At 53.0% G+C, this 11,867-nt stretch carries 7 protein-coding genes, 2 tRNA genes and 2 rRNA genes; 5 read left to right on the top strand and 6 right to left on the bottom strand.

What is annotated here, in order from left to right; genetic code table 11:
• Nucleotides 1-73: 73 nt before the first annotated feature.
• From proS to metN, 6 genes are all read right to left on the bottom strand, one after another.
• Nucleotides 74-1,792 (bottom strand): proline--tRNA ligase, encoded by a 1,719-nt coding sequence (proS, locus tag ACMYSK_RS14565; protein WP_434636309.1) that lies wholly within the window; start codon nucleotides 1,790-1,792, stop codon nucleotides 74-76.
• Between the two features lie 112 nt (nucleotides 1,793-1,904).
• Nucleotides 1,905-2,612 (bottom strand): tRNA (N6-threonylcarbamoyladenosine(37)-N6)-methyltransferase TrmO, encoded by a 708-nt coding sequence (gene tsaA, locus ACMYSK_RS14560; RefSeq protein WP_434636307.1) that lies wholly within the window; start codon nucleotides 2,610-2,612, stop codon nucleotides 1,905-1,907.
• Complete coding sequence (rcsF, locus tag ACMYSK_RS14555) at nucleotides 2,609-3,016, bottom strand: Rcs stress response system protein RcsF (protein ID WP_434636304.1); 408 nt, start codon at nucleotides 3,014-3,016, stop codon at nucleotides 2,609-2,611. Before rcsF ends, tsaA begins: the two co-directional genes overlap by 4 nt.
• 108 nt (nucleotides 3,017-3,124) lie before the next feature.
• Nucleotides 3,125-3,940: a MetQ/NlpA family lipoprotein gene (locus ACMYSK_RS14550; RefSeq protein ID WP_434636302.1), complete on the bottom strand. Its 816-nt coding sequence runs from the start codon at nucleotides 3,938-3,940 to the stop codon at nucleotides 3,125-3,127.
• Between the two features lie 84 nt (nucleotides 3,941-4,024).
• Nucleotides 4,025-4,678 carry a methionine ABC transporter permease MetI gene (locus ACMYSK_RS14545; RefSeq protein WP_434636300.1) on the bottom strand — a complete coding sequence of 218 codons (654 nt, stop codon included), beginning with the start codon at nucleotides 4,676-4,678 and terminating at the stop codon, nucleotides 4,025-4,027.
• Nucleotides 4,671-5,702, bottom strand: a complete 1,032-nt coding sequence (metN, locus tag ACMYSK_RS14540; protein ID WP_434636299.1) for a methionine ABC transporter ATP-binding protein MetN — start codon at nucleotides 5,700-5,702, stop codon at nucleotides 4,671-4,673. Before metN ends, ACMYSK_RS14545 begins: the two co-directional genes overlap by 8 nt.
• 187 nt (nucleotides 5,703-5,889) lie before the next feature.
• Here metN and gmhB point away from each other — a divergent pair, with 187 nt between their 5' ends.
• The 5 genes from gmhB (at nucleotide 5,890) to ACMYSK_RS14515 (ending at nucleotide 11,799) form a co-directional block, all read left to right on the top strand.
• Nucleotides 5,890-6,456: a D-glycero-beta-D-manno-heptose 1,7-bisphosphate 7-phosphatase gene (gmhB, locus tag ACMYSK_RS14535; RefSeq protein ID WP_434636297.1), complete on the top strand. Its 567-nt coding sequence runs from the start codon at nucleotides 5,890-5,892 to the stop codon at nucleotides 6,454-6,456.
• A 355-nt stretch (nucleotides 6,457-6,811) separates the two neighbouring features.
• Nucleotides 6,812-8,353: ribosomal RNA gene (locus ACMYSK_RS14530) — 16S ribosomal RNA — on the top strand.
• 71 nt (nucleotides 8,354-8,424) lie between these two features.
• Nucleotides 8,425-8,501: transfer RNA gene (locus ACMYSK_RS14525), tRNA-Ile, on the top strand.
• 109 nt (nucleotides 8,502-8,610) lie between these two features.
• Nucleotides 8,611-8,686: transfer RNA gene (locus tag ACMYSK_RS14520), tRNA-Ala, on the top strand.
• Between the two features lie 205 nt (nucleotides 8,687-8,891).
• Nucleotides 8,892-11,799, top strand: a 23S ribosomal RNA gene (locus tag ACMYSK_RS14515).
• The 16S and 23S rRNA genes sit together here with 2 tRNA genes alongside, the layout of an rRNA operon.
• Nucleotides 11,800-11,867: the final 68 nt, after the last annotated feature.

The raw sequence follows: 11,867 nt of genomic DNA, 5'->3' as shown, positions 1-11,867 counted from the left end.
TACCTCGGACATAGCCGCAGTCATAAAAGAAAGGCCCCGCATCTGCGGGGCCTTTTTACGTTTATCGCCGGGTTCAGCCTTTGATAGCGTTAACCAGGTAATTCACAATATCGCCAGTTTTAATCAGCTGTTTCTCGCCGTTACGACGATATTTGTATTCGATATCATCGTTATCGAGGTTGCGGTCGCCCAGCACGATAGTATGCGGAATACCAATCAGCTCCATATCGGCAAACATCACGCCCGGACGCTCTTTTCGGTCGTCCATCAGCACTTCGATGCCGTGAGCGCGCAGCTCGCTATACAGCTTCTCAGCCAGCTCCTGCACGCGGTAGGATTTGTGCATGTTCATCGGCAGGATAGCGACCTGGAAAGGCGCAATCGCATCTGGCCAGATGATACCGCGATCGTCATGGTTCTGCTCAATGGCGGCAGCCACTACGCGGGTTACCCCGATGCCGTAGCAGCCCATAGTCAGTACCTGGTTACGACCGTCTTCGCCCTGCACCGATGCGTTCATCGCCTGCGAGTACTTGGTACCCAGCTGGAAGATGTGACCCACTTCGATACCGCGCTTAATCAGCAGCGTGCCCTGACCATCCGGGCTCGGATCGCCGGCGACAACGTTACGGATATCGGCAACTTCCGGGGTGGCGACATCGCGATCCCAGTTAATACCGAAGTAGTGTTTACCATCGATATTGGCGCCGGCAGCGAAATCGCTCATGGCCGCCACGGTACGGTCGATAACCACCGGAATCGGCATATTCACCGGACCCAAAGAACCCGGGCCTGCTTTAACAATAGCGCGAATCTCTTCTTCGCTCGCGAAGGTCAGCGGGCTGGCAACCTGCGCCAGTTTTTCCGCTTTCACTTCATTCAGCTCGTGGTCGCCGCGCACCAGCAGAGCGACCAGCGGGTAGCTGCTGCCTTCAACCGCTTTGACCAGCAGCGTTTTGACGGTCTTCTCAACCGGCAGATTGAACTGCTCAACCAGCTCGGCGATGGTTTTCGCATTCGGCGTGTCGACCAGCGTCATCTCCTGGCTTGCCGCCGCGCGCGGTGCTTTCGGCGCCACGGCTTCAGCGAACTCGATGTTGGCCGCGAAGTCAGAGCTGTCGGAGAAGATCACGTCATCTTCGCCGCTCTGGGCCAGAACCTGGAATTCATGGGATGCGCTGCCGCCGATTGAACCGGTATCAGCCTGTACCGCGCGGAAATCAAGACCCATGCGGGTGAAGATTTTGCTGTATGCGGCATACATAGCATCGTAAGTCTGTTGCAGCGATTCCTGAGACGTATGGAAAGAATAGGCATCTTTCATCAGGAACTCACGAGAGCGCATCACGCCAAAGCGCGGGCGAACTTCGTCGCGGAACTTAGTCTGAATCTGGAAGAAGTTCAGCGGCAGCTGCTTATAAGAGTTCAGCTCGTTGCGGATAAGGTCGGTGATGACCTCTTCATGCGTCGGGCCGAGAACAAACGGACGATCGCCGCGGTCAACGAAACGCAGCAGCTCCGGGCCATATTGCTCCCAGCGACCGCTTTCCTGCCACAGGTCCGCTGGCTGTACTACCGGCATGGACACCTCGATGGCACCGGCGTTGTTCATCTCTTCACGCACGATGTTTTCGACTTTTTTCAGGACGCGCAGGCCGGTCGGCAGCCAGGTGTACAACCCAGAGGCCAGCTTACGGATCATCCCGGCGCGCAGCATCAACTGATGGCTGATGACTTCGGCGTCGGCAGGTGTCTCCTTTTGAGTGGAGAGCAGGTATTGGCTAGTACGCATGTTGTTACGGTTCCATTTGGACGATCGGAACAGGCTGGGGGTCCAGCCTGAAACAAAAAAAGTGGTTTAGTTTACCAGTGTGGCAAAGATGCCAAAAGAGAGGAAAATAAAATTAGCGCGGTTCAAGGGAAAAGACTTCAAAACCGGACGGAATAACGCGCCAGCGCACGTTAAAATCGAGCAGCCAGACGGCATACGTTTTCCCCGCCTCTTCCTCTTTACGATAGGCCGGTCGCGGATCTTGCGCCAGCACCTCACAGATAAACGCTCTGAGGTGCGGATAGCGTTTTTCCAGGGTGAAAAGCTGCGTGTCCAGTTCAGGCGTAAAGCTGACCGCCATCTCAGCCTGCGGTGCCTGCTGGGCGTAGCTGGCACTGGCGTCCGGCAGCGCTTCGGCAAACGGCAGATAGGGTTTGATATCGACGACCGGTGTGCCGTCGACCAAATCCAGGCTGCCGAGCTGAAGTATCACCTGATCTTTATGGCAATGGATGCCTTTGAGCTCAACCAGCGACATTCCGATGGGATTCGGGCGAAATGTTGAACGTGTGGCAAACACGCCCATGCGCGCATTGCCGCCGAGGCGGGGAGGGCGCACGGTGGGGCGCCAGCCGCCTTCCATCGTCTGATGGAAAACAAACAACACCCACAGATGACTGAATGCTTCCAGGCCGCGTACGGCATCAGCCTGGTTATAGGGGGGCAGCAGATGCAATTCGCCGCCGCCATGTTTGACCAGACCAGGCTGACGCGGGACGGCAAATTTTTCTTTATACGGCGAGTGGATAACGCCTATCTGCGCAAACTGAAAAGCACTCATTGCGCCGTGACGTTAAGCGCTGAACCCAGGCAAACGGCCTGGCGATAGCATCCTGGTGTGCCGCTGGTGACTTCACAGCTGTGCAGAAGGACCGCGTTGGCTTTCATTTTGGCTGCGTTGATTTGCAGGCGCTTGCGAGCGGTTGGGATATTAGGAGGTGAGTCCTGGTTGCTGGCCTGGCATGATTCGCCGGTCACTTCACCAAGATCGCGGAAAGGCTTCCCGACCAGCTCGGAGGCGTCGGTATAAATCCTGACCGGAGCCGGGCGTGCTGCTTTCGGTTTGGCGGGTTCCGTTTTGGCCGGCGCGGTAGCGGTGCTTTGTACAGGTTCGACGGGAGATCTGCTTAGCATGGAACAGCCGCTTAACATGAGTGCTAACAAACAGACCGGTAAAGCACGCATAGTATTTCCTCAATAAATAATCAAACAGGGCGCTATTGAATCAGGTGCTTGCATAAATGACAAGACGGGCATAAAGCCCGTCCTGAATGATATTGCGGTGAAAAGAGATTACCAACCTTTCACTGCACCGCCGTTAAAGATTTTATTCGCGGCTTCGTAAACTTCATCGCTCTGGTAAGCCTGAACAAATTTCTTAACATTCTCCGCATCTTTGTTGTCTTCACGAGCAACAATCAGGTTTACGTACGGAGAGTCTTTGCCTTCAACGAAAATACCATCTTTAGCCGGTGTCAGGCCGATCTGGCTGGCGTAGGTGGTGTTGATGACGGCCAGCGCAATCTGCGCATCGTCGAGGGAGCGCGGCAGCTGCGGTGCTTCAAGCTCAACAATCTTCAGGTTTTTCGGGTTTTCAATGATATCCAGGGAAGTTGGCAACAGACCAACGCCTTCTTTCAGTTTGATCAGGCCCGCTTGCTGCAGCAGCAGCAGGGAGCGACCGAGGTTAGTCGGATCGTTCGGGATGGCAATCTGAGAGCCCGGCTGTAACTCATCCAGTGATTTGATTTTCTTGGAGTAACCGGCAATCGGATAGACAAAGGAGTTACCCACGGCAACCAGTTTGTAGCCACGGTCTTTAATTTGCTGATCGAGATACGGTTTGTGCTGGAAGGCGTTCACGTCGATGTCGCCTTTGCTCAGCGCTTCGTTCGGCAGAACGTAATCGTTGAAGGTCACCAGCTCCACGTCGAGACCGTATTTCTCTTTGGCCACTTTTTGTGCCACTTCAGCAACCTGCTGTTCTGCACCTACGATGACGCCGACTTTAATATGGTTCGGATCTTTTTCATCCTGACCACAGCCCACCAGAGCCAGAGAACCGATTAACGCGCCAACTGCCGCAAAGGTTTTGAAATTAAAGGCCATGTTATTTCCTTTCTTTAAGAGTCTGTGTGTACACGAGTCACCGGGTCGCGCGAAGACGACCCAAATGAGGGGGTGCAGATAATGTTATTTGTGAGTCACAGCCCGGACGATACGATCGCCAGAGAATTGAATTAAATAAACCAGAATAACCAGTAATACCAGTACGGTATTCATTACCGTTGCGTTGTAACCGATATAGCCGTACTGATAACCAATCTGTCCCAGACCGCCGGCGCCCACTGCCCCGCCCATAGCGGAATAGCCGACCAGCGTAATCAAGGTAATGGTTGCGGCGTTTACCAGGCCCGGCAGCGCTTCGGGCAGCAGCACCTTACGCACGATCTGCATCGGTGTTGCCCCCATTGCGCGGGAGGCCTCGATAAGTCCGGTCGGAATTTCCAGCAGCGCATTTTCCACCATACGGGCGATAAACGGCGCAGCGCCAACCGTCAGCGGCACAATAGCAGCCTGCAGACCAATGGAGGTTCCTACAACCACGCGGGTGAACGGAATCATCCACACCAGCAGGATAATGAAAGGAATGGAACGGAAGATATTAACCAGCGCGGACAGCGTCCGGTACAGTTTTGCGTTGGCGACAATTTGCCCCGGGCGGGTTACGTACAAGAGCACGCCAACCGGCAGGCCGAGGACAAAACCGAAGAAGCCGGAGACAAACGTCATGGCCAGCGTTTCCCATACGCCGCGAACCAGCAGCCAGATCATTGGTTCAGACATATCCCAGTACCTCTACTTTTACATGGTGTTCCTGCAACCAGGCAATGGCTGCCTGGGTATCTTCCTGCGTGCCGTGCATCTCGGTCAGCATAATGCCGAATTTCACGCCGCCGGCGTAGTCCATCTGCGCGCTGATAATGTTGTTGTTCACATTAAAGCGGCGGGCGGTTTCAGAGAGCAGCGGGGCATCAACGGAATGGCCGGTAAACTCCATGCGTAGCATCGGTACGCTATTGGGTAGCGCGGTCGGCTTCAGGCGAGCCTGATAGTCGTCCGGAATATCCAGATGCAACGTTGATTGAATAAACTGTTGAGCCAGCGGGGTTTTCGGATGAGAGAAGACCTCACTCACCGTATCCTGCTCGATCAGCTGACCATTGCTGATAACGGCGACGCAATCGCAGATGCGTTTAACAACGTCCATCTCGTGCGTAATCAACAGAATGGTCAGACCCAGACGACGGTTGATATCCTTCAGCAACTCCAGAATCGAGCGCGTTGTAGCCGGGTCCAGGGCGCTGGTAGCTTCGTCACACAGCAGCACTTTTGGGTTGCTTGCCAGCGCGCGAGCAATAGCTACACGCTGTTTCTGGCCGCCGGAGAGGTTTGCCGGGTAGCTGTCGTGTTTATCGGCAAGGCCGACCAGGTCCAGCAGCTCGGTCACGCGGCGTTTAATTTCCGCCTGCGGCGTATTGTCCAGTTCCAGAGGAAGCGATACGTTGCCAAAGACGGTACGCGAGGACAGCAGGTTAAAGTGCTGGAAAATCATGCCAATCTGGCGGCGTGCGCGGGTCAGCTCTTTTTCAGACAGCGCAGTCAGTTCCTGGCCGCCAACCTGGACACTGCCTTCGGTCGGGCGCTCCAGCAGGTTAACGCAGCGAATAAGCGTACTTTTACCGGCGCCGGATGCGCCGATCACGCCATAAATTTGCCCGGCAGGGACATGCAGGCTGACATTATTCAGTGCCTGTATGGTGCGATTCCCCTGCTGGAACACTTTGGTGATATTCGAAAGTTTAATCATCAGTTATTTATTATCGTTTAGCCGTTTGCCGTGGCATTTTCTTCTGCCGTGTCCAGGCGATGCCTGTCAATGAAATGGATGTTAAGGCATCCAGACGTCTAAATCAATCGCCTCTTTATAATGAGCACTTTCTTGCATAGAGAAACATGCGATACTAATCAGACTAGCCTTTATCAGGAGCAAACCGGTGGCAAAGTCAGTACCCGCAATTTTTCTCGACCGTGACGGCACGATTAATGTCGATCATGGCTATGTCCACGAAATCGACAACTTTGAATTTATCGATGGCGTCATTGACGCTATGCGTCAGTTAAAGGAGATGGGATTCGCCCTGGTGGTGGTGACTAATCAGTCCGGTATTGCACGCGGTAAATTTACTGAAGCGCAGTTTGAAACGCTGACCGAATGGATGGACTGGTCTCTGGCCGATCGCGGTATCGACCTCGATGGTATCTATTACTGTCCACACCACCCTCAGGGAACGGTTGAAGAGTATCGTCAAACCTGTGATTGCCGTAAACCGCATCCTGGGATGCTGATCTCGGCGCGCGACTACCTTCATATAGATATGGCTGCTTCTTATATGGTTGGCGATAAAGTAGAAGATATGCAGGCCGCTGCCGCCGCTTCTATTGGGACTAAAGTGCTGGTTCGTACTGGTAAGCCGGTCACGGCAGAAGCGGAAAATGCCGCTGACTGGGTGCTGAATAGCCTGGCAGACCTGCCTGAAGCCATCAAAAAGCAGCAAAAATAGACGTTAAGTACAAAAGATGAGCGGTTGAAATAAAAATGCATTTTTCCGCTTGTCATTCCCGTCCGGCTCCCTATAATGCGCCTCCATCGACACGGAACAACGGCAAACAAGCCGCCGGGTTGAAAGAGAAAACTTCTGAAAAATGAGGTTGACTCTGAAAGAGGAAAACGTATTATACGGGACCTCGCGACAGAGCGCTCAGCGCCGTCGCACTGCTCTTTAACAATTTATCAGACAATCTGTGTGGGCACTCAAAGTGACATGGATTCTTAACGTCCTCGGACGAAAAATGAATACCAAGTCTCTGAGTGAACACGTAATTCATTACGAAGTTTAATTCACGAGCATCAAACTTAAATTGAAGAGTTTGATCATGGCTCAGATTGAACGCTGGCGGCAGGCCTAACACATGCAAGTCGAGCGGTAGCACAGAAGAGCTTGCTCTTTGGGTGACGAGCGGCGGACGGGTGAGTAATGTCTGGGAAACTGCCTGATGGAGGGGGATAACTACTGGAAACGGTAGCTAATACCGCATAACGTCGAAAGACCAAAGTGGGGGACCTTCGGGCCTCATGCCATCAGATGTGCCCAGATGGGATTAGCTAGTAGGTGGGGTAATGGCTCACCTAGGCGACGATCCCTAGCTGGTCTGAGAGGATGACCAGCCACACTGGAACTGAGACACGGTCCAGACTCCTACGGGAGGCAGCAGTGGGGAATATTGCACAATGGGCGCAAGCCTGATGCAGCCATGCCGCGTGTATGAAGAAGGCCTTCGGGTTGTAAAGTACTTTCAGCGAGGAGGAAGGCATTAAGGTTAATAACCTTGGTGATTGACGTTACTCGCAGAAGAAGCACCGGCTAACTCCGTGCCAGCAGCCGCGGTAATACGGAGGGTGCAAGCGTTAATCGGAATTACTGGGCGTAAAGCGCACGCAGGCGGTTTGTTAAGTCAGATGTGAAATCCCCGGGCTCAACCTGGGAACTGCATTTGAAACTGGCAAGCTTGAGTCTTGTAGAGGGGGGTAGAATTCCAGGTGTAGCGGTGAAATGCGTAGAGATCTGGAGGAATACCGGTGGCGAAGGCGGCCCCCTGGACAAAGACTGACGCTCAGGTGCGAAAGCGTGGGGAGCAAACAGGATTAGATACCCTGGTAGTCCACGCTGTAAACGATGTCGACTTGGAGGTTGTTCCCTTGAGGAGTGGCTTCCGGAGCTAACGCGTTAAGTCGACCGCCTGGGGAGTACTACCGCAAGGTTAAAACTCAAATGAATTGACGGGGGCCCGCACAAGCGGTGGAGCATGTGGTTTAATTCGATGCAACGCGAAGAACCTTACCTACTCTTGACATCCAGAGAACTTAGCAGAGATGCTTTGGTGCCTTCGGGAACTCTGAGACAGGTGCTGCATGGCTGTCGTCAGCTCGTGTTGTGAAATGTTGGGTTAAGTCCCGCAACGAGCGCAACCCTTATCCTTTGTTGCCAGCGGTTCGGCCGGGAACTCAAAGGAGACTGCCAGTGATAAACTGGAGGAAGGTGGGGATGACGTCAAGTCATCATGGCCCTTACGAGTAGGGCTACACACGTGCTACAATGGCATATACAAAGAGAAGCGACCTCGCGAGAGCAAGCGGACCTCATAAAGTATGTCGTAGTCCGGATCGGAGTCTGCAACTCGACTCCGTGAAGTCGGAATCGCTAGTAATCGTGGATCAGAATGCCACGGTGAATACGTTCCCGGGCCTTGTACACACCGCCCGTCACACCATGGGAGTGGGTTGCAAAAGAAGTAGGTAGCTTAACCTTCGGGAGGGCGCTTACCACTTTGTGATTCATGACTGGGGTGAAGTCGTAACAAGGTAACCGTAGGGGAACCTGCGGTTGGATCACCTCCTTACCTGAAAGAACCTGCCTTTGTAGTGTCCACACAGATTGTCTGATGAAAAATAAGCAGTAAAAAATCTCTGCAGGCTTGTAGCTCAGGTGGTTAGAGCGCACCCCTGATAAGGGTGAGGTCGGTGGTTCAAGTCCACTCAGGCCTACCAAATTCGCTACCGTGCTGCGTTATGGCGACTCTCACATACTTCAGTATGCTTCGCGTCACCATGCCTTGCCCGATATCGAATAACGGTAAACAGAGATGACAATTACGATGGGGTTATAGCTCAGCTGGGAGAGCGCCTGCCTTGCACGCAGGAGGTCTGCGGTTCGATCCCGCATAGCTCCACCATCCTTTACTGCTGCACAATAAAAAACTTCAGAGCGTACCTGAAAAGGTATGCTGCGAAGTTTTGCTCTTTAAAAATCTGGATCAAGCTGAAAATTGAAACGACACACTGTTTCCTTTCTCCGTAATAAGAAAGGAAAAGCGGTGTGTTCGAGTCTCTCAAATTTTCGCAATGCGAACTGTTTTACGAAACAGTTTCGGGTTGTGAGGTTAAGCGACTAAGCGTACACGGTGGATGCCCTGGCAGTCAGAGGCGATGAAGGACGTGCTAATCTGCGATAAGCGTCGGTAAGGTGATATGAACCGTTATAACCGGCGATTTCCGAATGGGGAAACCCAGTGTGTTTCGACACACTATCGTTAAGTGAATACATAGCTTAACGAAGCGAACCGGGGGAACTGAAACATCTAAGTACCCCGAGGAAAAGAAATCAACCGAGATTCCCCCAGTAGCGGCGAGCGAACGGGGAGCAGCCCAGAACCTGAATCAGTTTGTGTGTTAGTGGAAGCGTCTGGAAAGTCGCAGGGTACAGGGTGATACTCCCGTACACTAAAATGCATATTCTGTGAGTTCGAAGAGTAGGGCGGGACACGTGGTATCCTGTCTGAATATGGGGGGACCATCCTCCAAGGCTAAATACTCCTGACTGACCGATAGTGAACCAGTACCGTGAGGGAAAGGCGAAAAGAACCCCGGCGAGGGGAGTGAAAAAGAACCTGAAACCGTGTACGTACAAGCAGTGGGAGCCTCTTTTATGGGGTGACTGCGTACCTTTTGTATAATGGGTCAGCGACTTATATTCTGTAGCAAGGTTAACCGTATAGGGGAGCCGCAGGGAAACCGAGTCTTAACTGGGCGTTAAGTTGCAGGGTATAGACCCGAAACCCGGTGATCTAGCCATGGGCAGGTTGAAGGTTGGGTAACACTAACTGGAGGACCGAACCGACTAATGTTGAAAAATTAGCGGATGACTTGTGGCTGGGGGTGAAAGGCCAATCAAACCGGGAGATAGCTGGTTCTCCCCGAAAGCTATTTAGGTAGCGCCTCGTGAACTCATCTTCGGGGGTAGAGCACTGTTTCGGCTAGGGGGTCATCCCGACTTACCAACCCGATGCAAACTACGAATACCGAAGAATGTTATCACGGGAGACACACGGCGGGTGCTAACGTCCGTCGTGAAGAGGGAAACAACCCAGACCGCCAGCTAAGGTCCCAAAGTCATGGTTAAGTGGGAAACGATGTGGGAAGGCACAGACAGCCAGGATGTTGGCTTAGAAGCAGCCATCATTTAAAGAAAGCGTAATAGCTCACTGGTCGAGTCGGCCTGCGCGGAAGATGTAACGGGGCTAAACCATGCACCGAAGCTGCGGCAGCGACGCTTATGCGTTGTTGGGTAGGGGAGCGTTCTGTAAGCCGTTGAAGGTGGCCTGTGAGGGTTGCTGGAGGTATCAGAAGTGCGAATGCTGACATAAGTAACGATAAAGCGGGTGAAAAGCCCGCTCGCCGGAAGACCAAGGGTTCCTGTCCAACGTTAATCGGGGCAGGGTGAGTCGACCCCTAAGGCGAGGCCGAAAGGCGTAGTCGATGGGAAACAGGTTAATATTCCTGTACTCGGTGTTACTGCGAAGGGGGACGGAGAAGGCTATGTTAGCCGGGCGACGGTTGTCCCGGTTTAAGCATGTAGGCGGAGCGTTTAGGTAAATCCGGACGCTTATTAAACGCTGAGGTGTGATGACGAGGCACTACGGTGCTGAAGTAACAAATGCCCTGCTTCCAGGAAAAGCCTCTAAGCATCAGGTAACATCAAATCGTACCCCAAACCGACACAGGTGGTCAGGTAGAGAATACCAAGGCGCTTGAGAGAACTCGGGTGAAGGAACTAGGCAAAATGGTGCCGTAACTTCGGGAGAAGGCACGCTGATGGTAGGTGAAGTGACTTGCTCACGGAGCTGAAATCAGTCGAAGATACCAGCTGGCTGCAACTGTTTATTAAAAACACAGCACTGTGCAAACACGAAAGTGGACGTATACGGTGTGACGCCTGCCCGGTGCCGGAAGGTTAATTGATGGGGTTATCCGTAAGGAGAAGCTCTTGATCGAAGCCCCGGTAAACGGCGGTACGTAACTATAACGGTCCTAAGGTAGCGAAATTCCTTGTCGGGTAAGTTCCGACCTGCACGAATGGCGTAATGATGGTCAGGCTGTCTCCACCCGAGACTCAGTGAAATTGAACTCGCTGTGAAGATGCAGTGTACCCGCGGCAAGACGGAAAGACCCCGTGAACCTTTACTATAGCTTGACACTGAACATTGAGCCTTGATGTGTAGGATAGGTGGGAGGCTTTGAAGTGTGGACGCCAGTCTGCATGGAGCCAACCTTGAAATACCACCCTTTAATGTTTGATGTTCTAACGTAGACCCGTGATCCGGGTTGCGGACAGTGTCTGGTGGGTAGTTTGACTGGGGCGGTCTCCTCCTAAAGAGTAACGGAGGAGCACGAAGGTTAGCTAATCCTGGTCGGACATCAGGAGGTTAGTGCAATGGCATAAGCTAGCTTGACTGCGAGCGTGACGGCGCGAGCAGGTGCGAAAGCAGGTCATAGTGATCCGGTGGTTCTGAATGGAAGGGCCATCGCTCAACGGATAAAAGGTACTCCGGGGATAACAGGCTGATACCGCCCAAGAGTTCATATCGACGGCGGTGTTTGGCACCTCGATGTCGGCTCATCACATCCTGGGGCTGAAGTAGGTCCCAAGGGTATGGCTGTTCGCCATTTAAAGTGGTACGCGAGCTGGGTTTAGAACGTCGTGAGACAGTTCGGTCCCTATCTGCCGTGGGCGCTGGAGAATTGAGGGGGCTGCTCCTAGTACGAGAGGACCGGAGTGGACGCATCACTGGTGTTCGGGTTGTCATGCCAATGGCATTGCCCGGTAGCTAAATGCGGAAAAGATAAGTGCTGAAAGCATCTAAGCACGAAACTTGCCCCGAGATGAGTTCTCCCTGACTCCTTGAGAGTCCTGAAGGAACGTTGAAGACTACGACGTTGATAGGTCGGGTGTGTAAGCGTAGCGATACGTTGAGCTAACCGATACTAATGAACCGTGAGGCTTAACCTTACAACGCCGAAGCTGTTTTGGCGAAGAGACGAGACTGATTTTCAGCTTGATGACAGATTATTCACTGC

This window comes from Klebsiella sp. I138 (assembly GCF_051131765.1).
Taxonomy (GTDB): domain Bacteria; phylum Pseudomonadota; class Gammaproteobacteria; order Enterobacterales; family Enterobacteriaceae; genus Klebsiella.
The sequence above is the reverse complement of the archived record's forward strand: the minus strand, read 5'-3'. Positions and strand labels throughout refer to the sequence as shown.

Coding starts and splice junctions, on each gene's coding strand:
- proS (WP_434636309.1), bottom strand. CDS start 1,792: ATGCGTACTAGCCAATACCTGCTCTCCACTCAAAAGGAGACACCTGCC.
- tsaA (WP_434636307.1), bottom strand. CDS start 2,612: ATGAGTGCTTTTCAGTTTGCGCAGATAGGCGTTATCCACTCGCCGTAT.
- rcsF (WP_434636304.1), bottom strand. CDS start 3,016: ATGCGTGCTTTACCGGTCTGTTTGTTAGCACTCATGTTAAGCGGCTGT.
- ACMYSK_RS14550 (WP_434636302.1), bottom strand. CDS start 3,940: ATGGCCTTTAATTTCAAAACCTTTGCGGCAGTTGGCGCGTTAATCGGT.
- ACMYSK_RS14545 (WP_434636300.1), bottom strand. CDS start 4,678: ATGTCTGAACCAATGATCTGGCTGCTGGTTCGCGGCGTATGGGAAACG.
- metN (WP_434636299.1), bottom strand. CDS start 5,702: ATGATTAAACTTTCGAATATCACCAAAGTGTTCCAGCAGGGGAATCGC.